Origin of the sequence: Bifidobacterium platyrrhinorum, assembly GCF_010667645.1 — a bacterium.
GTDB lineage: Bacteria > Actinomycetota > Actinomycetes > Actinomycetales > Bifidobacteriaceae > Bifidobacterium > Bifidobacterium platyrrhinorum.
The window spans coordinates 184,341-209,306 of record NZ_WHZV01000004.1; the positions used below are offsets into that span (position 1 = coordinate 184,341).

Annotated in this window: 16 protein-coding genes, 1 other RNA gene and 1 pseudogene; 13 read left to right on the forward strand and 5 right to left on the reverse strand. The window is 67.6% G+C overall.

Annotated features, from left to right (window positions below):
- Positions 1 to 26 precede the first annotated feature (26 nt).
- Entirely contained in the window at positions 27 to 596 is a 570-nt protein-coding gene (locus GFD21_RS06150) for an ACT domain-containing protein (RefSeq protein ID WP_163197056.1), read from the forward strand.
- Positions 597 to 773: 177 nt separating this feature from the next.
- On the opposite strand, the gene asd is transcribed toward GFD21_RS06150, so the two are convergent.
- Positions 774 to 1,868 (reverse strand): aspartate-semialdehyde dehydrogenase, encoded by a 1,095-nt coding sequence (asd, locus tag GFD21_RS06155; RefSeq protein WP_163197057.1) that lies wholly within the window; start codon positions 1,866 to 1,868, stop codon positions 774 to 776.
- A 216-nt stretch (positions 1,869 to 2,084) separates the two neighbouring features.
- Between asd and GFD21_RS06160 the strand changes: the two genes are divergently transcribed.
- From GFD21_RS06160 to GFD21_RS10975, 4 genes are all read left to right on the forward strand, one after another.
- Positions 2,085 to 2,705 carry a DUF5701 family protein gene (locus GFD21_RS06160; RefSeq protein WP_163197058.1) on the forward strand — a complete coding sequence of 207 codons (621 nt, stop codon included), beginning with the start codon at positions 2,085 to 2,087 and terminating at the stop codon, positions 2,703 to 2,705.
- A gap of 92 nt (positions 2,706 to 2,797) precedes the next feature.
- Positions 2,798 to 4,618, forward strand: a complete 1,821-nt coding sequence (locus tag GFD21_RS06165; RefSeq protein WP_163197059.1) for a PASTA domain-containing protein — start codon at positions 2,798 to 2,800, stop codon at positions 4,616 to 4,618.
- A gap of 244 nt (positions 4,619 to 4,862) precedes the next feature.
- Positions 4,863 to 7,385, forward strand: coding sequence for a PASTA domain-containing protein (locus GFD21_RS06170; RefSeq protein WP_225431702.1), 2,523 nt, complete (start codon positions 4,863 to 4,865; stop codon positions 7,383 to 7,385).
- Positions 7,386 to 7,702: 317 nt separating this feature from the next.
- Positions 7,703 to 8,431, forward strand: coding sequence for a hypothetical protein (locus tag GFD21_RS10975; RefSeq protein ID WP_191996878.1), 729 nt, complete (start codon positions 7,703 to 7,705; stop codon positions 8,429 to 8,431).
- Between the two features lie 65 nt (positions 8,432 to 8,496).
- Here the strand turns inward: GFD21_RS10975 and GFD21_RS06180 are convergent, their stop codons facing one another.
- Complete coding sequence (locus GFD21_RS06180) at positions 8,497 to 9,897, reverse strand: metallophosphoesterase family protein (RefSeq protein WP_163197060.1); 1,401 nt, start codon at positions 9,895 to 9,897, stop codon at positions 8,497 to 8,499.
- 198 nt (positions 9,898 to 10,095) lie between these two features.
- On the opposite strand from GFD21_RS06180, the gene leuA reads away from it, so the two are divergent.
- Entirely contained in the window at positions 10,096 to 12,015 is a 1,920-nt protein-coding gene (leuA, locus tag GFD21_RS06185) for a 2-isopropylmalate synthase (RefSeq protein ID WP_163197061.1), read from the forward strand.
- Positions 12,016 to 12,181: 166 nt separating this feature from the next.
- On the opposite strand, the gene GFD21_RS06190 is transcribed toward leuA, so the two are convergent.
- Together GFD21_RS06190 and glf are read right to left on the reverse strand one after the other, a co-directional pair.
- Complete coding sequence (locus GFD21_RS06190; protein ID WP_163197062.1) at positions 12,182 to 14,512, reverse strand: transglycosylase domain-containing protein; 2,331 nt, start codon at positions 14,510 to 14,512, stop codon at positions 12,182 to 12,184.
- Positions 14,513 to 14,705: 193 nt separating this feature from the next.
- Complete coding sequence (gene glf, locus GFD21_RS06195) at positions 14,706 to 15,905, reverse strand: UDP-galactopyranose mutase (RefSeq protein WP_163197063.1); 1,200 nt, start codon at positions 15,903 to 15,905, stop codon at positions 14,706 to 14,708.
- 99 nt (positions 15,906 to 16,004) lie between these two features.
- Between glf and ffs the strand changes: the two genes are divergently transcribed.
- From ffs to GFD21_RS06225, 7 genes and pseudogenes are all read left to right on the forward strand, one after another.
- An RNA gene (ffs, locus tag GFD21_RS06200) (signal recognition particle sRNA small type) lies at positions 16,005 to 16,101 on the forward strand.
- Between the two features lie 23 nt (positions 16,102 to 16,124).
- Positions 16,125 to 17,261, forward strand: coding sequence for a phosphatase PAP2 family protein (locus tag GFD21_RS06205; RefSeq protein WP_163197064.1), 1,137 nt, complete (start codon positions 16,125 to 16,127; stop codon positions 17,259 to 17,261).
- A 66-nt stretch (positions 17,262 to 17,327) separates the two neighbouring features.
- The gene (gene topA, locus GFD21_RS06210) at positions 17,328 to 20,429 is read left to right on the forward strand and encodes a type I DNA topoisomerase (protein WP_163197065.1); all 3,102 of its coding nucleotides are present in this window, start codon (positions 17,328 to 17,330) and stop codon (positions 20,427 to 20,429) included.
- 5 nt (positions 20,430 to 20,434) lie between these two features.
- Positions 20,435 to 21,154 (forward strand): dTMP kinase, encoded by a 720-nt coding sequence (tmk, locus tag GFD21_RS06215; RefSeq protein WP_163197066.1) that lies wholly within the window; start codon positions 20,435 to 20,437, stop codon positions 21,152 to 21,154.
- Entirely contained in the window at positions 21,151 to 22,302 is a 1,152-nt protein-coding gene (locus GFD21_RS06220; protein ID WP_163197067.1) for a DNA polymerase III subunit delta', read from the forward strand. The genes tmk and GFD21_RS06220 overlap by 4 nt, the downstream gene beginning before the upstream one ends.
- A 185-nt stretch (positions 22,303 to 22,487) precedes the next feature.
- Positions 22,488 to 22,556: pseudogene (locus GFD21_RS11450) on the forward strand (zinc-ribbon domain-containing protein); the annotation flags it as partial.
- Positions 22,557 to 22,817: 261 nt separating this feature from the next.
- Positions 22,818 to 23,861, forward strand: coding sequence for a hypothetical protein (locus GFD21_RS06225; protein ID WP_225431711.1), 1,044 nt, complete (start codon positions 22,818 to 22,820; stop codon positions 23,859 to 23,861).
- On the opposite strand, the gene GFD21_RS06230 is transcribed toward GFD21_RS06225, so the two are convergent.
- Positions 23,858 to 24,868 carry a LacI family DNA-binding transcriptional regulator gene (locus GFD21_RS06230; protein WP_225431703.1) on the reverse strand — a complete coding sequence of 337 codons (1,011 nt, stop codon included), beginning with the start codon at positions 24,866 to 24,868 and terminating at the stop codon, positions 23,858 to 23,860. The genes GFD21_RS06225 and GFD21_RS06230 overlap by 4 nt on opposite strands.
- Between the last annotated feature and the right edge of the window lie 98 nt (positions 24,869 to 24,966).

The window sequence follows — 24,966 nt, forward strand, 5'->3', positions numbered from 1 at the left end:
AAACCGAAAGCGATAGCGAAACCAACATGAGCGACAACAACGAAACCAAGTCCATGGGCGACCTGTTCCCCGACCTCGGCCCCGAAGCGCCGGTCATCTCCGGCATCGCGCACGACCGCAGCGAGGCGCTCGCCACCGTGCGCGGCGTGCCGAACGAGCCGGGCATGGCCGCGAAGGTGTTCACCGAGCTGGCCGCCGCCGGCATCAACGTGGACATGATCGTGCAGGCCGGCTCCTCCGCCGGCACCGCCGACATCTCCTTCACCGTGCCGGAGTCCTCCGTCAAGGCCGTGGAGAACGCGCTGCTCGACGCGCACGACGATCTCGACTACAAGTCCTTCGACGTCGACCCGAACGTCGGTAAGGTCGCGGTCGTGGGCGTGGGCATGAAGACCCACTCCGGCCTGGCCGCCAAGTTCTTCCAGGCGCTGAGCGACAAGGGCATCAACGTGCTCATGATCTCCACCTCCGAGATCCGCATCGCCGCGCTCGTGCCGCTCGACCAGCTCAACGAGGCCGTCAAGGCCCTGCACACCGCCTACGGCCTCGACGCCGACAAGGTGGAGGCCGTCGTCTACGGCGGCACCGGCCGCTGACCGGCACGCGCCCCTATCCCTTCATACGAACGAACGCCCCTTCCGCACAAGTCATGCGGAAGGGGCGTTCGTTCGTATTCGGGCGAGGCCTCGAAGTTCGCCGGGCGAAGCTTTTCGCATGCAGGGGCACGGATGAGGCGCGGCCGGTACGAAGCCCCCGTACCGGCCGGCCCCCGCCTACTTCTTCGTGATGTAGCCGAGCGCCTTGAGCATCTCGGCGCACTCCAGCGCGCCGCCGGCGGCGCCGCGCAGCGTGTTGTGCGCGAGACCCACGAACTTCCAGTCGAAGATCGAATCCTCGCGCAGACGGCCGATCGAGACGCCCATACCGCCCTCGTAATCCACATCGAGCTTCACCTGCGGGCGGTCGTCCTCGGTGAGGTACTGGATGAAGTGCTTCGGCGCATGCGGCAGACCCAGACGGGCCGCCTCGGACGTATAGTTCACCAGACGGTCGACCAGCTCCTCCTTCGTCGCCTTCTTGCCGAAGTTGATGAACACGGTCGCGGTGTGGCCGTCGAGCACGGGCACGCGGATGCACTGCGACGTGATGCGCAAGGGGCCCTCGAACGGCACGATCTCGCCCTTCTCGGCATCCACGTGGCCGAACACCTTGAGCGGCTCCTTCTCGCTTTTCGCCTCCTCGCCGGAGATGAACGGGATGATGTTGCCCACCATCTCGGGCCAGTCCCTGAACGTCTTGCCCGCGCCGGAGATCGCCTGGTAAGTGCTCACCACCACCTCATGCGGCTCGAACTCCTTCCACGCGGCCAGCGCCGGCGTGTACGCCTGGATCGAGCAGTTCGGCTTGACGGCGATGAAGCCGCGCGTCGTGCCCAGACGCTTGCGCTGGTGCTCGATCACGGCGAAATGCTCCGGGTTGATCTCCGGCACGACCATCGGCACGTCCGGGGTCCAACGGTGCGCGCTGTTGTTCGACACGACCGGCGTCTCCGTCTTCGCGTAACGCTCCTCGATCGCGCGGATCTGGTCCTTCGGCATGTTCACCGCGGAGAACATGAAGTCCACGCCCGCGGCGACCTTCTCGGCGTCGTCGCCGTCGACCACCGTCATGTGCTTGACGTACTCCGGCATCGGCGCTTCCATTTTCCAACGGTCGCCGACGGCCTCCTCATACGTCTTGCCGGCGGAATGCGCGGAGGCGGCGAGCGTCGTCACCTCGAACCACGGGTGGTTTTCCAGCAGCGTGATGAAACGCTGGCCGACCATGCCGGTGGCACCAAGCACGCCGACCTTCAGTTTTTCGGACATATCGAACCTCTTGGGATGGATGGGCGGTTACACACTTAAGGCACCATCCTACGGAACCGCGCACCCTCATGCCGCACGGTTCCGCATGATGGCCGGCGCAATGGTCGGCGTGCGGTGCCGCCCGGCACAGCGTCGGAGAGTCAGAGCGTCGACGCATCATCACGCCATCGCATCACCGCGCCATTGCGTTACCGCGCACGCGCTACTGTAGTAGGCATGTCGATAGCATCTCAGGAAGCGCGCAGGCAACTCGATCGAATCGTGGCGTTGGGCTACCCGGACGTGGCGGATATGAGCGCCGCCGCGTTCCGGGCGCTCGCCAACCCGCTCATCACGGCGTTGGAGCATTCCGACCTGGGCGCGAACATCCTGTTGGTGCCGACGCGCGAGCTCGTCTCGCCCGAATCGCTGATCGCGCGAACCTCCATCTACCGCATGGCCGGATTCACCACCATGCCCCCGCGCGACATCGCCAGCTTCCTGCCCCAGGACGGTTTCGAGCCACCGGAGGGTCCGTTCTACCTGGTCGTCGACCCGCATACCGGCACCTGCTACGTGAACCGCGAACCGGATGTGGCGCGCAAGCTCATCGATTCGGACGAACGCCTGCCGCTCACCCTGGAGGAGGGCCTCGCCATCGCCACGCAGCATCCGGAATGGCTGCTGGAGAAGAACGGCTTCAACCTGCTCGGCTCGCGTTCCGCCGACGGCCGCGTGCCGTCCATCTGGATGAGCCAGAACGCTCCCCGGTTGGGCGCCGTATGGCCCAACTCGCGCCACACGTGGCTCGGCAACGCGTACTGCATCGCGCGCCGCGGCGTGAGCCTGTTCGTCTGACTTCCTTCCCATGCCGGCGTCGTTCCCGGCGTGCCATCCACGCATGGCTAGACTGGAAACGGTTCGTCATGCGTAGGAGAGGGAAGACCACGATGTTCTGCACGACATGCGGCGCCGTCAATGCCGACGGCGGCCGGTTCTGCGTCGAATGCGGCGCGCCGCTCGCCGACGCTGCCGATGACGCGACGGTCCTGTCCGGTCAGGGGAAGCCGGCGCCCCGGCCATCCGCCGTCCCCGTCGCGCGGTCGGCGACGCCATCCGTTCCTCCCGTGCCGTTGCCGCCGTCATCCGCGGCGTCGGACGCCGGCACGCCGGGCGACGGCACGGTCGCGCCCGCGCCGTCTTCCGGACCGTCTTCCGTGCCGCCGTCGCGCGGTCCGTCCGCCTTGGCTGCCGCGCCGCGCAACCGGCTTCCGCTCATGCTCGCGGTCGTCGTGGCGATTGCGGTCGTCGTCGCCGGTCTCGCCGCGTTCCTCACCTACCGTGCCGAGGTGTGGGGCGGCAAGACCCTGCCCGACCCGTCGTCCGTCGCGAAGGAGGTGACCGCCGCGAACGGGAAGAAGACGTCCGTCGTCAAGGCGCGCGACGTGACGGCCGCGCTCGAGGCGAAAGGGCTGAAGACCAAGACCGTGCAGGTGTTCTCCGGCGCGGACCGCGGCGTGTTCATCGGCTATTCCGGCGCGAGCCAGGGCGAACGCGTGAACGCCGACTCCACCGTGACCGTGCGGGAATCCGCCGGTCCGGGCGTGCCGAAGGGCACCATCGGCAAGGACGTGGACAAGGTGGTCGACACGTTCGCGGATATGGGCGTGCCCGTGCACTACAAGCAGGTCGTCATCTCCTCCGACAGCAAGACGCCGGAAGGCCGCGTGAGCGCCACCTACCCGGCGCCCGGCGTGGGATTGGGCGACGACGAGCTCGACAAGGGCATCTTCGTGGGCGTCGCCACCAAGGGCGACGGCATCCCCGTCGACATCCTCGGCGCCGACAAGTCCGACGCCGTCGACGAACTCGAATCGCAGGGCTACGACGTGGACCTCGAACCGCATTACTCGTCCGAACGATACGTGGGCAAAATCTCCGGATCCTACCCGGCCCCCGGCTCCGCGCCGGAACCCGGCGACAGCGTGACGCTCTACTACGGCGTCGACAAGTCCGACAACATGGACCTGTTCAGCGAGGACGAGGGCGGCGTCACCGTGCTCAAGGAGAACGCCACGCCGATGATCGGCATGTACTGCCGCAGCCAGGTGCAGGACGTCTCCAAGGACTGCATCACGCTGGAGGAGGCGGACGACGGCTACGCCTCCGACACCTACCTGCAGATCAAAGGCCGGGAGCCCTCGGACCGATACGACACCCTCGGGCTCGCCCCGTTCACCCAGAACGTGGTCCCGCTGTCCGGGTCCGGATTGTCCGGGTCCGATCTGCCGATGAAGAACCACCTGCTCATGAAGCAATGGGGCATGTTCGAACTGTACGCGGGCCGCGGGCTCATGAACTGCGGCGACCGGCTGGGCGGTACCGGCGCGCCCATGTCGTGCTCCGCCACGCCCACCTTCGACATGAAGGACTTCCTGCTCTACGTGCCCGTCGGCTCCGACCTCGAGGCGCTCGAGGACTCCGGTTATTTCGACGCCGGATCCCTGCAGGCGGCGCACAGGCAGAAGGGCGTGGACACGTCCCGGCCGTTCATCCTCATGCGCGACGCGAGCCAGTACGACCAGACCAAGGTCCCCGCAAACGGCGGCCTGAACACGAACCCGTTCGTGCCCGTCAACGACAACGGCGCGAACCATCTCGTCAAGATGAAGCCCGCGCCCAGCGACGCCACCGCCTACTATCTCGTCGAACAGGACGGCGACCTCGACTGGAGCGACCTGCCCGACGCGACCGTGAAGGACGTGAAATGACCGGGCGGCACGCTTGACCGGCGTGGGTGCCCGACCGCCGGGGCGGCCGCGTGCGGGGAGGAACCGCCGGGGTTTCCGCGGGCGTTCCGTGGGCGTTCCGTGGGCGTTCCGTGGGACGGCTCGCGATTCCCGCGGCCGCGGGCGCTACCGTTGGTAACGGCAGGATAAAGGGGTGGCCCCGTGACAGGCGTCGCCACAGGAACTGTTTCATCGGCACACGATGAAGAGGAGAAAGAGAGAAGCCATGTTCTGCAATCAATGTGGCGCCAGGAACGATGCGGAATCGAAGTTCTGCGTCAGCTGCGGTGCGCCTTTGGCGATGGAACCCGCGCCGCAGGAACCGGAGGACATGGACGCCACGGTGCTGAGCACCGCGCATGCGCCCGTGCCGGTCCCCACGCCCGAAACGCCGGCGGAACCGGCCGAAACCGGGGAAGCCGCCCCGACACAGGCCGTCCCGGCTCCGGTTCCCACGCCCGATACGGCCGAAACGACCGCCATGCCTCCGGTCGCGGAACCCGTCGACAACCCGACGCAGGCCATGCCGCCGGTCGAACCGGCCCCCGCGTTCGTGCCGCCCGCGGAGGGGGAGAACCCCGCTCCGGCCGCGCCCGCGGGCGCGGCCGCGGGCGTTCCGGCGGACGCCGCGGCCGTTGCCGCCGCCCCGGCCCGGAAGAAACTGAGCAAGCCGGTCGTCATCGGCATCGTCGCATTGGTCGCCGTGATCGTGGCCGGTCTCGCCGCGTTCCTCACCTACCGCTCCGAAGTGTGGGGCGGCAAGTCCCTGCCCGACCCGGCGTCGATCACCTCGCAGGCTTCCGGCAAGAACGGCAAGAAGGGCTCGGTCGTCAAGGCGAAGGACGTCACCGAGGCGCTCAAGGCCAAGGGCCTCAAGACGAAGACCGAAAAGGTGTTCTCCGGTTCGGACGCCGGCGTCTTCGTCGGCTACAAGGGCTTCAGCCAGGGCGAGCGCGTGGACGCCGGATCCACCGTCACCGTGCAGGAGTCCGCCGGCCCGGGCGTGCCCGCCGACACCATCGGCAAGGACGTGAACAAGGTGGTCTCCACGTTCGAGAACATGGGCGTGCCCGTGCACTACAAGCAGGTCATCGTCAACGACACGAAGAACACCCCCGCCGGCCGCGTGGTCGCCACCTACCCGGCCGCCGGCCAGGGCGTCGCCAAGGACGAGCTCGACAAGGGCATCTTCGTGGGCGTCGCCACCAAGGGCGACGGCCTCGGCGCCGACATCATCGGCAAGGACAAGGACAAGGTGGAGTCCGACCTCGAATCGCAGGGCTACGACGTGACCATGAGGCCGCGCTTCTCCTCCAAGAAGAACGTCGGCAAGATCACCGGCTCCGACCCGGCGCCCGGCTCGGCCATGTCCGAAGGCGACGAGATCACGCTCTACTACGGCATCGACGCGAAGGGCGTCAAGGAGGCGTACAGCATCCACAATTCGCCCGAGACCGGCGCATCCACGAACATGCTCGGCGTCTCCGGCGTGGCCTCCGGCACATGGTGCAACAACGCCGGCGACTGCATCACCTTCGACAACAAGGACAGCGGCGACGACCTCGACACCGGCAGCATCCCCTACCCGACCGGCAAGGACGGCACCGAATACGGCGAATACTCCACGCTGATCTCCTGCGACGCCATCCAGCAGCCGTACTGCAGCAACTCGAAGGCCGGCTACCTGCTCACCGGCGACACCGGCGCGTTCGAGCTCATGCCCGGCCAGAGCCTCACCAACTACTGGTGCGGCAGCACCCGCGTGGATGGCAACAGCGTGGGCGGCACGACCTGCGACGACGGCGAATACCATATGCAGGACTACTTCGTGGTGGTGCCGGAGGGCGCCGATCTCAAGAGCCTCGAAAACGACGGGTTCTTCGACAAGGACGCGCTCGCGGCCGCCAAGAAGCAGAAGTCCGTCGACACCGACCGTCCGTTCCTGCTCTACCGCGACCCGAAGCTGTACGACAAGACCACGGCGGCGCGTTCCATGTCGAACGGCATGGCCAACTCCAACCCGTTCCTGCCGTACAACGGCTACGGCAGCGGCAAGGACAAGATCGTCAAGATGAAGCCCGCGCCCAGCGACGACACCGCCTACTACCTCGTCGAACAGGCCGGCAGCTACGACTGGGACGACCTGCCCGACGCGAACGTCGACACCGGTTCGTCCAAGACGAAGTCCAGCGGCGACAAGACGGACGCGAAGCAGTCGAAGAAGTCGAAGACGTACTCCGAGGACGAGATCCGCAGCGCGGTCGACGACGGCGACTTCACGCCGATCGCCGGCACGTACTGCCTCAAGTCCGACGACAGCTGCGTCACGCTGGACAAGAGCGGAACGCTCAAGGTGAAGGACGGCGAAAGCCCCGACCTGTACTCGCACGCGACGAAGCTCACGATGCGCACGGGCAGCTGGGACCGGTACTATTCCAGCCCCGAGGACGCCCCGTTCCTGGACCTGACGGGCCCGGACAGCGACTACCAGTGCAAGACGATGAGCGGCGAAAGCCTCAGCGGATCGGACTGCCTGGACAGCATGGACGTCATCGAGGCGAACATCACCCAGCGTCCGCTGAACCCGCTGTACATCTTCAAGGGCGCGACCTTCGATGTGGCGGACGGCGGGACCCCGTTCAACGCGAGTTCCGAAGGGGACTTCGACAGCAGCAAGCCGTGCCTCTACTTCATGGGCTACCACATGAACAACGCGCCCACGACCGACACGGTCTACTACCTCCAGTAGCCCGGGGAACTGGGTCGCCGGGCCGGGTTGCCGGGCCGGAGATGCGGTCCGGGGGAGGGCTTCGCCCCGACAACCTCCCGCCCGGGGCTTCGGCCCGGTGGCTTTGGCCCGCATCTCCGGCCCGTCCCCGACGGACGGAGCCCCATGAAGGCCGTGCGCGGGCCGTGTGGGAAACCACGTCTCGATGATCGTCGGATCGGAGCGATCCGGGGCCGATGGTCCGGAAGACGTCGTCCGCCGTACGGCCCGCGCACGGCCTTTCGTCGTCATGTGGGTCGAGACTGGAATCACGGAACGGGGAATAGCGGAAGGATTCGATGATGAAGGACCGTCGTACGAAACTCATCGCCATCGTGGGTGCGGTGGCCTGTCTGGTCATGTTGGCATCGGGCGTGTTCATCGGATACGGCGTGGCGGCATGGCAGGATTCCCGTTCCATCGCGCGGTCCGCGGAGGCCTCCGCCTCCGGGAACGGTTCCGGCACGTCCGGTTCGTCCGGTTCGAGTGGTTCGTCTAGTTCATCCGGTTCGGGTGGTTCATCCTCGTCGTCCTCCGGCTCCTCTTCCTCGAGCGCGTCCCCGGATTCCGCCGCGGGCAAGGCGATGTTCAAAGAGGTCGCCGGCAACTACTCCTGGTCCAGCTCCGCCATCACCCGCACCGATCTCACCCTGCGTTCCGACGGCACCTTCAACGCCGCCTACACGGCCGCGGACGACGAGAACGCCGCCCACCTCAATTCGGACACGCCTTCCAGCACGGTGAACATCACCGGCCGGTTCTCCTCCATCAGGAAGACCGACGCCGGCTACGAGCTGCAATGCGACGCCGACTCGCTGACCATCGGCGACAGGGCCACGCCCGCCGACCAGCGGCGCAGCGGCATGAAGCCGTGCGGCACATGGCAGTGGTACTCCGGCGGCACCACACTGGGGCAGATCCGCGACGAGACCGGCGCGTGGGGCGTGGGCGGGCTCGACCCCAGCCGCAAGGCCGTCGCGCTGGCCTCCGACCACGGTGCAGACGCGCTGTTCCTGCGCATGTCGTGATTGTCTCCGTAATATCCGCCGCAGAGAGTATTTCCGTAGGCTATCTTCGGAAGATGGGCCGCCGGTTATCTCCGGGAAACGGGCTTCCGCCGGAACGATCGCGCCAGCCAGTAGGCGGCCGCGCCGCCCAATGCGGCGAGCGTGGCGAACACCTGCGGGCGGCGCAGCTCGTTGCGCACGCTTGCGCCGTCCGTCACGCAATGGTCCTCGAACCACACGCGCACCTCGTTGCCGGAATAGCGGCCCACCAGATCGCCCCACGTGAGCATGTGCGTCACATAGGCGGCCGGGTCGTCCTCGCGGAACTCGAACAGTCGGATGCCGCGCAGACGCGACTTCGGCCCGTAGCATTCGAATCCGCAGGTGGGCGCATACCCCAGATCGATGCCGTCGGAATGGCCGACGAACGCGTTCTTGTGGTCATGGCCGCAGAACAGGGCGAAATAGCCGCCCGCATCGCGCATCGCATCCACCTCGCCCACGTTCTCGTCCGCGCAGCCGATCGCCTCGCCGAGCCTTGAGCCGGGGCGGCACTTGGATTCGTCGAGCACGTAGCAGCGGCCCGCGTGCGTGCGTGCGCCCTCCACGGCGTTCGGCGTCCAGGCGGGAACCTCCTTCAGCACGTCGTAGAACTCCTGCGGCGGGATGTGCTGGAACGCGATGGTCGGCACCGGCTTGCCGCCGTTGCGGGCGGCCAACGCCCGCTGCGAGGATTCCAGCCACGCGATCGCCTCGGGGGAGGGGGTGCCGTAGCCGTCGGAATCGGCCAGGTCGAGCCGGCGCGGGTTCGTCGCGTACAGCGGATACTGCGCGTCGCGTTCGGCGGGCGTGTTCTTCTCCGCGTAGTCGCCGGAATTGATCATCGTCACTCCCATCGCCACACGGCCCGACCCGTCGGACGCCTCCACGGGCAACGCGAACGTGCCCGGCTCGAGGGCGAGGTCGCCGGAGCCGGCGCATGGGTTGAGGCAGCCCGGGAACTCGCGGTAGATGCCGTCCTGCTCGTCGGCGAGGATGCCGCACTGGAAGTCGTGGTTGCCGTAGGTGGCGGCGAACGGGACGCCCGCGTTCATCACCGGGCCCAGGAACGCGGCGAACGTGTCGCGCACCTTGCGGCGGGTGTCGTCCATCAGCTCGTCGGGCGTGACCACGTCGTCGACCGGCGGCACGTCCGGGTTGCGCCGTTGCGCCATCTTGCGCCGCACGCCCTGCAGCTTCGCCTCGATCTCGGTGACGAGGCGCACGCGCGCGCCCGGCTCCTCGCCGCGGCGGCGCAGGAACGTGTCGATGTAGGCGGGGTCGTAGCCGCGGATCTGGTCACCGGTGAACACCACCAGATCGGGGTCGGCGGTCCGGATCGCCTCCCCGATGAGGCGGATCGTGTCCTTGTCGACGTCGGGCTTGTCCTGGATGTCGGCCATCTGCAGCACGCGGAACGTGCCGTCCTCACGGAAACGCAGTGTCATGCCTTCAGTCTAGACCGGCGGCGCGTGGCGGAACACCGCCGGCCGGCAGGTGAACGACGGCGAGGCGTTGGGATGCGCCGCCGGTAGGATGGGGAATTACGCATGTTACATGCGCGTAAACGATTCCCGCGCCGGCGGCAGTGTTCCGGCGCCCATGTGGCCGGCGACGTTCGGCCAGCAATCAAGTAAGGAGGAACGATGGGTCAGGATCAATCATCGGTATTCGATCTCGCGGCCGTGGCCGCGGCATCCAACGGAGGGAACAACGACCCGCTGCTGCCTCCCGCACGCTTCATCGGCGACCCGCAGAAGCCGAGCAGGATGCCCTACAACAAGTACGTCGCCTACGACAAGCAGGTGCCGTTCGACTACCCGGAGCGCACCTGGCCGGGCAAGAAGCTCCAGCGCGCGCCCCGCTGGTGCTCCGTCGATCTGCGCGACGGCAACCAGGCGCTCGTCAACCCGATGGACTCCGAGCGCAAGCTGCGCTTCTGGAACCTCCTGGTCTCCCTGGGCTTCAAGGAGATCGAGGTGGGCTTCCCGTCCGCCTCCGAAACCGACTTCGACTTCATCCGCATGCTCATCGAGCGTGAGCTCATCCCGGACGACGTCACCATCGTGGTGCTCACCCAGTGCCGCGAGCACCTCATCCGCCGCACCTACGAGGCGCTCAAGGGCGCCAAGCGCGCGGTCGTGCACTTCTACAACTCCGTGTCCGTGCTGCAGCGCGAGGTCGTGTTCCGCAAGAACAAGGCCGAGATCAAGAAGCTCGCCACCGACGCCGCCGAGCTGTGCAAGAGCCTTGAGGGCGAGGCCAAGGGCATCGACCTCTACTACGAGTACTCGCCGGAATCGTTCACCGGCACCGAGCCGGAGTACGCCGTCGAGGTGTGCAACGCGGTGATCGACGTCATCAAGCCGACCCCCGAGCACCCGATGATCATCAACCTGCCGGCCACCGTCGAGATGACCACGCCGAACGTGTTCGCCGACGAGGTGGAGTACGTCTCCACCCACCTGCAGGACCGCGACTCCATCGTGCTGTCCCTCCACCCGCACAACGACGAGGGCATGGGCGTGGCCGCCACCGAGCTGGCCGTGCTCGCCGGCGCCGACCGCGTCGAGGGCTGCCTGCTCGGCAACGGCGAGCGCACCGGCAACGTCGACCTCGTCACGCTGGGCCTCAACCTGCTCACGCAGGGCGTCGACCCGCAGATCGACTACTCGAACGTGCCGGAGATCCGCAAGACCGTCGAGTACTGCAACCAGATCAAGATCTCCGAGCGCCACCCGTACGCGGGCAACTTCGTGTTCACCGCGTTCTCCGGCTCGCACCAGGACGCCATCAAGAAGGGCCTCGAGGCCCGTCAGGTGGCGGCCGACCGCGCCGGCGCCAACCTCGACGACTTCGTCTGGCTCGTGCCGTACCTGCCGATCGACCCGAAGGACATCGGCCGCACGTACGAGGCGATCATCCGCGTCAACTCGCAGTCCGGCAAGGGCGGCATGGCGTACCTGCTCAAGACGAACCACAACCTCGACCTGCCGAAGCGCCTGCAGGTGGAGTTCGACAAGATCGTGCAGAAGTACGCGGACGACACCAAGAAGGAAGTCAAGGACGAGGACATCTGGCGCCTCTTCAAGGACGAGTACCTGCCGGTCGAGCAGTCGGGCATGACCGCCGCCGGCGTGGTCGTCGGCGACACGCACGACGCCACACTCGCCCCGTGGGGCCGCCTCAAGCTGCTCAAGGTGTCCGTCTCCTCCGGCGAGGACGGTTCCGACACCGTGCTCAAGGCGAAGGTGCTCGACCGCGGCATCAACGTCGGCAAAGACGAGGAGCAGGTGCGCGAGGTCTCCGGCATCGGCAACGGCCCGATCGCCGCGTTCCTCAACGCCCTGTCGAACTTCGGCATCGAGGCCTCCGTGATGGACTACGTGGAACACACCATGTCCGTCGGCACGGACGCCATGGCCGCCTCCTACGTCGAGTGCCAGGTGGGCGAGGACGACGACGCGCAGATCATCTGGGGCGTCGGCATCGACTCCTCGATCATCACAAGCTCGCTCAAGGCGATCATCTCCGCGATCAACCGCGCCAACGCCGGCCGTCGCTGAGTAATCGGCCATACGGAAAAAGGCTCCGTGCGAATCCGAATGATTCGCACGGAGCCTTTTCCCGTTGCGGGCGGTTTGCCGGGCGTCGCCGGGAAACCGTGCCGGCGGGGGGGGGGGTAACGGCCCCGCCGACGCGGAACGGGCCGTTACCCTCTGCGGCCGACGGTCAGCCGCCGTTCACGACGCCGTTGTTGTCCCCGCCGTTGTTGCCGTTGCCGCCGCCGGAGTTGCCTCCGCCGTTGTTGCCGTTGTCCCCGCCGTTGCCGCCGGAACCGCCGTTGTTGCCGTTATTGTCGCCGGAGTTGCCGTCGCCGCTTCCGGAATTGTCGCCCGTGCCGTCGTTGACGTCGCCGTTCGAATCACCGGCGTTCGGGTCGACGTAGCCCGGGCAGCTGGAGCTGGACTGCGGGTCGGCCGCGCACTGCTTGTCCTGCTCCTCCTGCTGCAGTTCCGCATCGGACTTCTGCTTGGTGGCGGTCTTGGAACCGAGGCCCCACGTGCCGTCGGAGCCGCCCACCTTGCCGTTGTCCTTCGCGGTGGGGAACGCCTCGTTGTCGGTGCCGCTCAGCGCCTGCGTCATGTACTGGGTGAACAGGTGCACCGGATAGTCGGAGCCGCCGGTCCACTGGCCGAACGCGGGGATCTCCTGCGGGTTGCCGTTCGCGTCCGGGTACCACATGGCGAACGTGGACACCACGGAAGGCGTGTAGCCGACGAAGCTCGCCGCGTACGAGTTGTTCGACGTGCCGGACTTGCCCGCCACGTTGTGGCCGATGGCGCGGGCCTCGGTCGCCGTGCCGGACTGGACCACGCCGGTGAGCGCCTTGGTCACCAGGTTCGTGTCGTTGGCGGCGAACACGCGTTCGGTGCCGGTCGGCGCCTGGTAGAGGTCCTTGCCGTCGCCGTCCTTGACGGCCGCCACGATGTGCAGCGTGGGCTTGTTGCCTTGGTTGGCGAGCGTGGCGTACGCCCAGGTCATGTCCTCCACGGTCAGGGCGTTGTTGCCGAGCACGGTGTACGGTTCGGAGCCGTCGAGCGCCGTGGTCTGCACGCCGGCCGTGCGGGCCGTCTGCGCGATCTTCTTCGTGCCGAGCTTGGTCTGCAGATCCATGTACACGGTGTTCGACGACATGGCCGTCGCCTTGTACAGGTTGATGGTGCCCATGTTCTCGCCGCCGAAGTTGCTCACCGTGCCGGTGATGCCCGGGTACGTGCGGTAGGAGTTGCCGTTGAACAGGGTGTCCAGGCTCACGCCCGCCTGCACGGCGTCGAGCAGGGCGAACGGCTTCATCGTGGAGCCGACCTCGTACTGCGCCTGCGTGGCGTTGTTGAGCTGCTTGGTGAGGTAGTCGTCGCCCGCATACAGGGCGATGATCGAACCGTCCTTCGGGTTCGCGCTCATCGCGCCGAACTGCATGCCGTCGGGCACCACGCCCTGCATGCCGTTGGACGAGGGGCTCACCACCTGCTGCATGAGGTCCTGCTTGGACTTGTCGATGGTGGTGACGATCTTGTAGCCGCCCGTGTCGAGCTCGTCCTTGGTGAACGCCTTGCGGCTTTCCAGCTCGTCACGCACCATCTGGAGCAGATAGCCGTTCGGCCCCTTGTAGACGTCCTGCTGGCTGATCTCCGCCGTGCCCGGCATCTTCGCCTCACGGGCCTGCTTGGCGGTGATGTAGCCGTCCTCGCGCATGATGCGGATCACACGGTTGAAACGCTGCTTTGCCATCTTCGGGTTCTGCGCCGGGTCCCAGCCGGAAGGGGAGGGGATGATGCCGGCGAGCGTGGCCGCCTCGGACAGCGTGAGGTCCTTCGCGTCCTTGTTGAAGTACGCCTTCGCCGCCGCCTGGATGCCGTACGCGCCGCGACCGAGGTAGATCGTGTTCATGTAGTTGCACAGCACTTCGCTCTTGTCCTGGCTCTGCGCGATCTTCAACGCGAGGATCGCCTCGTGCAGCTTGCCGGTGTACGAGGTGGTTTCGCCCAGATAATAGCGTTCCGCGTACTGCTGGGTGATGGTCGAGCCGCCCTGGCGGGTGCCCTTGGTGACGTTGTTGACGATCGCGCGGCCGATGCCGCGCAGGTCGATGCCCTTGTCGGTGTAGAACGTGCGGTTCTCGGAGGCCACGATGGCGTTGCCCACGTAGTCGGGCAGCGTGGAACAGCTGATGATGTCGCGGTTCTGCTCGGAGAAGGTGCCCATCTCAGTGGTGCCGTCGCTGAAGTAGACGGTCGTGTTCTCCGCCATCGCGATCTTCTCCGGCTGCGGGATCTCCGTGGTGGAATACAGGTATGCGAACAGGCCGATGCCGGCGGCGAGCCCCGCCGCGATCAGGCCAAGCAGCCACTTGAGTACGAGATGCTTGCTGCGGCCCTTGAGTTTCGGGCCCTTTCCGCCGCTCACGCGATGGTTGCCGCCCCGGTAATGACGGGCGGCGGGTTTGCGCTCCGCCGTTCCCCTGGCATGACCTCTGCCGTTACGAGAATGTGAAACCATAGGTTCCACCGTAGCCATAAGCCTTGAAAAAAGGACTTGGAATGGGCTTGGATGGGGGCTTGGCGGCCGGTTTGTGTATGAAATCCTCACAAAACGGAGGCGGCTGGCGAGGCCGGGCGTGCGCGTGTCCCGCCCGGTAGCCAGCCGCCCCCGTGTGTGCCGATGCCGTCTCCGGGCCCGGTGCCGGATACCCCTACTTGTTGAGCAACGGGGCGACTTGGGTTTCGTAGGCGGTGAGGGCGGTGTCGATGACCTGGTGCATGTCGTAGTACTTGTACGTGCCCAGGCGGCCGCCGAACACGGTCTTCGGCTCGGCCTTGGCTTTCGCCTCGTATTGGGCGTAGAGTTTCCTGTCCTCGTCCGTGTTGATCGGATAGTAGGGTTCGTCGCCGCGCTCGGCGAACCGGCTGTACTCCTGCCAGACCACGGTCCTGTCCGGGTTCTGGGAGTCGCGGCGTTCCGGGTTGAAGTTCTTGAACTCGATGGCGCGCGTGTAGGGCACGTCCGCGTCGGAGAAGTTCATGACCGGGCAGCCGAAATGGTCGCCCTCGTCGTAGCGGACCTCCTTGAAGTCCACGGTCCGCCACTTCAAATCCCCGAGCTCGTAGTCGAAGTACCGGTCGATCGGCCCCGTGTACACCACCGGCACGCCCGCCGCCTGGAGCGCCTTCTTGTTGTACGGCTGCGACTCGTCGAAGAAGTCCACGCCCAGTCCGACGGTGATCCTCGGATCGTCGATCATGCGCTCCATCCACTTCGTGTACCCGTCCCTGGGCAGGCCCTCCCACGTGTCCTTGAAGTAGCGGTTGTCGTAGTTGAACCTGACCGGCAGGCGCTTGATGATCGACGCGGGCAGTTCCGAGGGGTCGGTCTGCCACTGCTTGCCCGTGTAGTTCTTGATGAACGCCTCGTACAGGGGACGGCCGATCAGCTGGATGCCCTTGTCGTTGAGGTTCTGCGGGTCCGTGCCCGCCAATTCGCCCGCCTGCTCCTCGATGACCGCGCGTGCCTCGGCGGGCGTGTACGCCGCACGGAAGAACTGGTTGATGGTCCCGAGGTTGATCGGCAGCGGGTAGACGACGCCGTCATGCGTCGCGTACACGCGGTGCACGTAGTCGGTGAACTCGGTGAACCGGTTCACGTACTCCCACACGCGCTTGTTGGACGTGTGGAACAAATGCGCGCCGTACTGGTGGATCTCCGCGCCCGTCTCCTCGTCGAAATAGCTGTACGCGTTGCCGCCGATATGACCACGCACATCGATGATGTGCACGCGCGCGCCCGTATGCTCCACCGCCTGCTGCGCCACCGTCAAACCAAACAGGCCCGCGCCCACAATCACCAAATCCGGATACCGCGGACTTCCCGCCTGCGACGCCCCGTTACCAGCCATACGACACCGATCCTTTCACCCGCGATGTGCGATTCGATTGCGACCAATACTACCGTGGGGGAGCGCGACACCACGAGGTCCCGGCATGGTGTATAGTGGTCGAAGCCTCCACGCGGCGCTACGTCGCCCAACTCCCCCAGGGCAGGAATGCAGCAAGGGTAAGCGGCCTCTTGCGGGTGCGTGGAGGTTTTTCTATGCGTGTGGGCTAGTCTGGGGTGCATGACCGACGAACAGCAACCCACGAATCCCCAGATCCGCGACCCCCATGCCCCGGTGAATCTGCTGCGCGATTTCGAGCCGTTGGACATCCCCACCGTCAAGGAGACGCCCGTCACCCTGTCCGACATCGCCGACTACGACGGCGATCCCACGGACGGCGCGCACGGGGACGACGCCGCGAAGACATCCGGCGTCGGACGGCACGGCATGCTCGTCGAGGACGATCCGCTGGCCCGCCGTCCGCGCGTATCCAGCAGGGTGCTGTGCCTCGTCCTCGGTCTGCTGCTCCTCGCCGCGGCCGCCGGCGTCTACTGGTTCGGCGTGCACACGGAGACCGGCCAGTCCTTCGACGATATGGTCGAATACTCGTTCAACGGCCTCGTGCCCGGATGGCTGGCCGCCATGCTCGGCCTCGGCACGCATCTCGTGGTGCTCATCGGTTCGGCGCTGCTCGCCGTCGTCGCGGCCGTCGTCGCGGTCGCACGCAAACGTTGGTGGCTGCTCGGCCAGCTCGTCGTCTTCGGCGTGCTGTGCTTCGCCGCCTCGTTGCTCAAGGACGTGCTGCCGCGTCCGTTCATCATCCACACGAAGATCACCGCCGGCAATTCCGCGCCTTCGGGGCATACGATCCTGGCCGTCGCCGCCGCGGTCGCGCTGCTGTGCGCGGTGTCGCGCGGCTGGCGTTGGGTCGCCGCGCTCGTCGGCGTCTGCTGGAGCGCGTTCGTCGGCATGTCCGTCGTGCACGGCCAGTGGCATCGCCCCTCCGATGTGGTCATGGCTGTCACGCTCGTCGGCGGCATCGCCCTCATCGTCCTCGCGTTCACGCGCGCGTCCGGCATGGACGCCACCGGCAAGCGCCGCTCCTCCGCCGGCGTGCAGATCGTCGGGTCCATCGCCGTCACCGGCGGCGCCCTCGCCTGCCTGTACGCCGCATACGTGGTCTGGCAGGTCGCGCCGGGCCTGCTGATGAGCGCGCAGTGGGCGCGTTCCGGCTCGGTCGCCGCGTCCGTCATCATGATCGTCGGCGTCGTCGCGCTCACGTTCGGACTGGCGCTCGTGACGCGCCAGCTCACCGCCGCGCCGCTGACCAAACTCGGCCTCGTCGGCGCGCCGCCGGCCCCGCCGAAGCGCCGCTGACGCGCGGGCTGACCACCGCTGGTGGGTATGATGACTCCACGAACGACAGAGATATAAGGAGAGGTCATGGCAAAGGGAACCGCTAACGGCACCAAACTGGTGATCGTGGAGTCTCCCACCAAGGCCCGCAAGATCGGCGGATACCTGGGGGACGGCTACACCGTGATGGCATCGGTGGGCCACATCCGCGATCTCGCCCAGCCCAGCCAGGTGCCCGCCGTCGACAAGGCGAAGTACGGCAAGTTCGGCGTCGACGTGAATGACGGCTTCAAGCCCTACTACATCGTCGACGGCGATAAGAAGCGCACCGTCTCCGAACTCAAATCCGCGTTGAAGAACGCCAGCGAACTCTACCTCGCCACCGATGAGGACCGCGAGGGCGAGGCCATCGCGTGGCACCTGGTCGAGACGCTCAAGCCCAAGGTGCCGGTCAAGCGCATGGTGTTCCACGAGATCACCAAGAACGCCATCCAGAAGTCGCTCGGCCAGACCCGCGACGTCGACGCGGACATGGTCGACGCGCAGGAGACCCGCCGCATCCTCGACCGCCTCTACGGCTACGAGCTTTCCCCCGTGCTGTGGCGCAAGGTGGGGCCGGGCCTGTCCGCCGGCCGCGTGCAGTCCGTCGCGACGCGCCTCATCGTCGAGCGCGAGCGCGAGCGCATGGCGTTCGTCCGCGCGCCCTACTGGGATCTGACCGCCACCCTGTCCGCGCCGGACGCGGAGGGCGAGGCCGTCACGTTCGACGCGCGCATGACCGCGCTCGGCGGCAAGCGTCTGGCCGTCTCGAAGGACTTCGGGCCGGACGGCAGGCTCACGCCCGAAGGCTTCGCCGGCAACGTCCGGCAGCTGGACGAGGCGCAGGCGCGTGCGCTGGCGGCAAACCTCAAGGATGCCGCGTTCACCGTCGTGTCCACGGAATCCAAGCCGTACCGCCGCCGCCCGCTGCCGCCGTTCACCACGTCCACGCTGCAGCAGACCGCCGGCAACCGTCTCGGCATGAGCTCGCGCGCCACGATGCGCGCCGCGCAGGGCCTGTACGAGAACGGTTTCATCACGTACATGCGAACCGATTCGGTCACGCTGTCGCAGGAGGCGATCGCCGCCGCGCGCGACGCGGTCGAATACCATTTCGGTTCGAAGTTCCTTTCCGACGCGCCCAAGCAGTACGCCACGAAGACCGCCGGCGCGCAGGAGGCCCACGAATGCATCCGCCCGGCCGGCGCGCGCTTCCGCGACCCGCAGGAGCTGAGCGGCAAGGTGCCCGTCGACCAGCTCAAGCTGTACACGCTCATCTGGCAGCGCACCCTCGCCTCCCAGATGGCCGACGCCACCGGTTCCACCGCCACGGTGAAGCTGTCCGCACCGGCCGGCGGCGACGGCGAGGCGATCTTCCAGGCCTCCGGCACCGTCATCGAGTTCCCGGGCTTCATGAAGGCCACCGGCGAGGGGCGCCGTGCGGCCGCAGGGCATGCTGACGACAAGGCGGGCAGATCCGGCAAGGCCGATGGCGACGGCAAGGCGAAGGAGGAGAACGCCTCCCTGCCGCCGATGTCCACCGGCCAGGAGCTCGCCGCCTCCGATGTGCACGCCGACGGGCATGAGACCCAGCCGCCGGCCCGATACACCGAGGCCTCGCTCGTGAAGACCCTGGAGGCCAAGGAGATCGGCCGCCCGTCCACCTACGCGTCGATCATCTCCACGATCATCGACCGCGGCTACGTGTACGAGCGCGGCCGCGCGCTCATCCCCTCGTGGTTGGCGTTCGCCGTCACGAAGCTGCTCGAGACGAAGTTCCCCAAGCTCGTCGACTACCAGTTCACCGCCGACATGGAGAACGGCCTCGACCAGATCGCGCACGGCAGGGAGACCGGGCGCGAATGGCTCACCCGCTTCTACTTCGGTTCCGGCGCCGATGCCGCGCACAACGCCGACGAGGCGCATGAGGGCCTGCAGCAGCAGGTCGCGCAGCTCGGCGAGATCGACGCGCGCGCCATCAACACCATCGAGATCGGCGACGGCCTGCACGTGCGCGTCGGCCGTTACGGCCCGTACCTGGAGGACATGGCGCATCTGGACGCCGAAGGCAACCCGAAGCGCGCCTCCCTGCCCGACACCATCGCGCCCGACGAACTCACCGTCGAGGTGGCGCATGACCTCATCGAGAACCATTCCGGAGGGCCGCGCGTGCTCGGCACCGACCCGGCCACCGGCGGCACCGTCGAGGTGCGCAACGGCCGCTTCGGCCCATACGTGGCGCTGATCACGCCGGAGGCGGCGGCCGCGGAGGCCGCGGCGCGTCAGGCCGCGAAGGAGGCGGAGGCCGCGGGCAAGCCCGCGCCGCGCCGTTCGCGCAAGTCGGACGCCCCGCGCCCGAAGATGGCGAGCCTGTTCAAGACGATGAGCCCCGAATCGCTCACGCTCGAGGACGCGTTGAAGCTGCTCGGCCTGCCGCGCGGGGTCGGCTCCTACGAGGAGACGAACACCGAGACCGGCGAGGTGTCCGTCTCGACGGTCGCCGCGAACAACGGCCGCTACGGCCCGTACCTCACCAAGACGAAGGCGGACGGCTCCACCGAGACCCGTTCGCTGAACTCGGAGGACGAGATCTTCACCGTCACCATCGACCAGGCGAAGGACCTGTTCGCCCAGCCCAAGTACCGCGGCCGCGGCCGCGGCGCCGCCAAGCCACCGATCCGCGCGCTCGGCAACGACCCGGAAAGCGGCAAGCCGGTCGTCATCAAAGAAGGCCGCTTCGGCCTGTACCTCACGGACGGCGAGACCAACCGCACGTTGCCGCGCCAGTACGATCCGGCGACCATCGAGCCGGCGGACGCGTACCGCATCCTCGCGGAGAAGCGCGCGATGGGCCCGGCGACCAAGCGCGGCCGCGGCGGTTCGCGCGGTGCTTCGGCCAAGGGCGGAGCGAAGGGGGCCAAGGCCGCGAAGGCCGCGCCGAAGGTGAGCGCCGTCGAGGCGAAGCGCGCCGAACGCCGCGCCGAGGTGAAGAAGCTCGCCGCCAAGGGCTGGGCCAACACGCGCATCGCGGAGAAGATCGGCTCCACCGCCTCCACCGTGAAGGCCGACATCGACTGGCTTGCCGCCAACGAGGGCTTCGAACGCCCGCCGGTGGTAGCCGCCAAGCCCAAGGCCGCCAAGAAGAAGTAGCGGGCATGGCCGGATTGTTCATTTCCTTCGAAGGCGTCGACGGCGTCGGCAAGACCACGCAGGTCGAACGCCTGCGTGCGGCGTTGGAGGCGGCGGGCCGCGAGGTCGTCGTCACCCGCGAACCCGGCGGCACCCCGTTGGGGCGCGCCATCCGCCGTCTGCTCCTTCATGGCGTCCCCGCCGACGAGGCGGAGTCCGGCGCGCGAAACGCGACCGGTGGGAAGGCCGCGAAGGCCGCGCCCGCCGACATCGCCCCGCGCGCCGAGGCGCTGCTGTTCGCCGCCGACCGCGCCCAGCACGTCGCCGAGGTCATCCGCCCGGCATTGGAGCGCGGCGCCGTGGTCATCACCGACCGGTACCTCGACTCGTCCCTCGCCTACCAGGCGGGCGGGCGCGAGCTCACGGCGGACGAGATCCGTTCCCTGAGCATGTGGGGCACGAACGGCCTGCTGCCCGACCGCACGTATCTGCTGGACATGGACCCGGCGCTGTCCCATTCCCGCCTGACCCACGACGAGGACCGCATGGAATCGGCGGGCGACGGGTTCCAGCGTCGCACGCGCGAGGCGTTCCTCGGTCTCGCCGCCGCCGAACCGGAACGGTTCCGCGTGATCGACGCGTCGAGGACCATCGACGAGGTGTGGGCCGCGATCCGCGGGGACGTCGACGGCCTGCTGGCCGATGCCGGTCTCGCCGCGGGCGACGATGCGGGGGAGCCGGTATGAGCGTATGGGATTCGATCATCGGGCAGAAGCCGGTCGTCGAGCAGCTGAAGGCGATCGCCGCCGGCGACCCGGGGCAGATCGCGCAGTCATGGCTCATCTGCGGGCCTCCCGGATCGGGCCGTTCGAACCTCGCGCGCGCCTTCGCGGCCGCGCTCGAAAGCCCGGACCACGGCCTGTCCGACGAACCGACGAAGGTCGTGAAACAGGTCCTCGCCGGCACGCATCCGGATGTGAGCGTGCTCGCCACGAACAAGGTGACCATCGGCATCGACGAGGTGCGCGATCTCATCGGCGTCTCCGAGCAGATGCCGGCCACCGCGCCATGGCGCGTCATCATCATCGAGGACGTCGACCGCATGCTCGAACGCACCACGAACGTGCTGCTCAAGGAGATCGAGGAACCGGCCGAGCACTGCATCTGGCTGCTGTGCGCGCCCAGCGCACAGGACGTGCTGCCCACCATCCGTTCGCGCACGCGTATCGTGAACCTCGCCGTGCCGGGGCCGGCGGCCGTCGCCGCGTACCTCGAGTCGAGCGTCGGGGCGGACCCGCATGTGGCGAAGCGTGCGGCCCGGCTGTCGGAGGGGCACATCGGCATCGCGAAGCTCTACGCGACCGACGAACGCGTGATGACCGACCGCGACGAGCTCGTCGTCGGCGTATTGGGACTCGCGAAGGCCTCCGATGCGGTGCTGCTCGCCGGCCGTCTCATCGACAACGCGAAGGCGCAGGCCGAAGTGGACGTGGCGCAGCAGGCCGCGCGCGCCGAAGCGGACTTCCGCCGCATCAACGGTCTGGGCGCGGACGACCGCATCCCGCCGAAACTGCGCGGCGCCTACAATGCGATCGCGAAGAAGGACGAACTGAAACGCCGCGCCACGCGCCGCAGCCGTGACGTGCTCGACCGCGCGCTCAACTCCGTCGCTTCCGTCTACCGCGACGTCGCCGTGCTGCAGAACGACGCGGAGGACGCGGTCGGCCTCATCAACCTGGAGAACCGGGCGGCGATCACCGAACTCGCCGCGCGCATGCCGCGTGCCGACGCCATCGCCCGGCTTGACGAGGTGGCCGTGGCGCGGCGGCGTCTGGGAGGCAACGGCAATCCGACGCTCGTCTTCGAAGCCCTGTTCTGCGCGCTGATCCCGTGACTCCGTGATTTCGTGATCCCGTGACTCCGTGACTCCGTGATTTCGTGACGGGTTCGCGACCGGCGCCGTGACCGTACGGGCCTATGCTGGAAGTGCAAGGTTCGTCGCCGTCCGGGATGTTCCGGGGGTATCCGGGGATGTCCGGGAACGTCGGCGATGCGGCTGTCCGGAAAGGGGAGACGGTCATGAGATTCTGTACGCGATGCGGCGCGCAATGCGATGATGATGCACGGTTCTGCGGTTCATGCGGCGGTCCGCTGCCCGTTGCCGAGGCGGTGCCGGCTGCGGTGCCGGCTCCCGCGCACGGAGCCGTTCCGGCGCCGCCGGTCCCCGTTCCTCACGCTCCGGGAACGGCCGCGCCCGGGATGCCGCAAGCTCCGGGGCCGTCCGTTCCGGTCGCTCCCGTCCGGGCGGCGCCGGTGCCGCGGACGACGTTCGCGCCGTCGCCTGAGGTGAATGGCATGATTCCTGCGGGTGCGATCCCCGCAGGTGCGATCCCCGCAGGTGCGATTCCCATGGCGGCCGTTGCGGGGCCGGGAGCCGCGAACCCGTGGCGGGGCGTTCGCCCGCCGTTGGTCGGCGTGCTCGTCGGCGCGGTGCTCAGCGCGCTCTACATCCCCCTCGGATACGCGTTCGGATATGCGTCCATGCGATTCGGGGCGGCTTCGTACACGGCCGGATATTGGCTCAGCCACGCCGTGGACATCGGCAACGCGTTCTCCTACACCCTGACCATGTTCATGGCCCTGGCGGCGATGATCCCCCTGATCGACGGAGGTCGGCGCGGCCGTCGCATCGCCGCCGACGTGACGGCGCTCGTGCTGGCGGTGCTGAACATGGCGTTCAGCGCCGCCATGCTCGCCGGTCCGTACGGCACGTATCTGGGGACGACGAACCCGCAGGCGGCGACCCGGCTCACCAACGACATGCGGGTCGCCCTCGGCCTCACGCCGGTCGCCATGGCGGTCGTCCTGCTGGTGCTGGTGTCGTCGTCGAATCGTACGGTCCCGCCGGAAGGCCCGGTGGCATATGCCGAAGGAAGACGGGCGCGACGGGACGGCGCCTCGGGCCGTGCCGTCGCGGCCCGTCTGGCGGTCGTCGCCGTGGTCATGGCCGTGCTCGCGCTGCTCGGCGACATCGCCTATGGCGCGGCGTCGCCCGCGGACGGGGGCGTGGCGCCGATGGGCGTGACCGTGGCGTACCTGCTGACGAACGGACTGATGCTCGTGGTGTGCACGTTCCTGCCGTTGCTGTATCTCGGCGACCGGTTGCGCCGCGCGACCGGCGCGACGGTCTGGCGCACCGTGCCCCTGGCGGGTCTGATCGTCGGCGGCCTGTCGAGGCTGGTGTCGTTCGTCTTCACCGTGCTGATCCAGTGGAACCAGACGCTTTACGCCGGCAAGGCGATCGGCGACCAGCGGTATCTCGGCGATCACAGGATGTATGCGGCCGTTTCCTCGATCGCGTTCACCGCCACGTACGTCGTCGCCATCGTGGTGGCCGTCGTCATGATCGTGGGCGCGTCCAAGGCGATGCGGACGCCCGGCACGAGGGCCTAGCGTCTGGTGCTGGAGACGCGCACGACGAGCTCCGGCGGCAGCGACACGTGGCTCGGGTGGCCGGGGCCCGCCTCGATGAGGCGCAGCGATTCGGAGACGATGCGATCGTAGGGCGGGCGCACCGAGGTCATCGTCGGCAACGTCGCCGAGGCGATGGGGGAGTCGTTGTATCCGACCACCTTGATGTCCTCCGGCACGCTCATGCCGAGCGCGTGCAGCGCCATCATCACGCCGAACGCGATGGTGTCGTCCGCGCAGACCACCGCATCCGGGTGGCCGCGCTCGCCGAACAGGCGGATCGTGCAGTCGAAGCCGCGCCGCACCGTGCAGTCGCCGAAACGGTTCCAGTCGCTCTGCGTGGTGAGCCCGGCGGCGCGCACCTGCGTGTGGAACATGGCGAACAGCTCCGCCGATTCGAAGGAGATCTCCTCGCCGGCCAGATACGCCACCGATTCGACGCCCTGATCGGCCAGGTGGCCGATGATGGCCTCCATGGCCGTGTTCTCGTCGATGGAGACCATGTCCGTGCGGAACGAACGCTGCCGGCCACCCACCTGCACGATGGGGATGCCGTCCGCGTGGCGGTCGAACACCTCGGACAGGTCCGCCCCCGCCGAGGTGACCACGATGAGCCCGTCCACCTTGCGCGAGCAGAGCGACTCCACGCGGTCCACCTGCATGGCCTCGCTCTCGCCGATGCCGAGCAGCAGCTGGCGGCTGTCCGAATCGACGACCGGTTCGAGCGCGTCGAGCAGGCCGGCGCTGAAGCTGTCGGTGGCGGAGGGGATGACCAGGCCTATCGTGTTCGTCACGTCGCTGCGCAGGGCGCTGGCCGCGTAGTTGACGGAATAGTTGAGTTCGGCGGCGGCCTTGCGCACCCGTTGCGCGATGTCGTCGTCCTTGGCCCGCCGGCCGGAAAGCACCCGTGACACCGTGGCCGTCGAGACGTTCGCCAGCGTGGCGACCTCGAGGATGGAGCTGGGTGATTTCGACGCCCGGTTGGCCATGGTGCTGCGCTCTTTCATGTGTGATCTGTGCAAATATACGAATTCGCCGTCCGGCACAGCATATTAGCGCGCGGACGGCGAAGACGTTTGCAATAGTG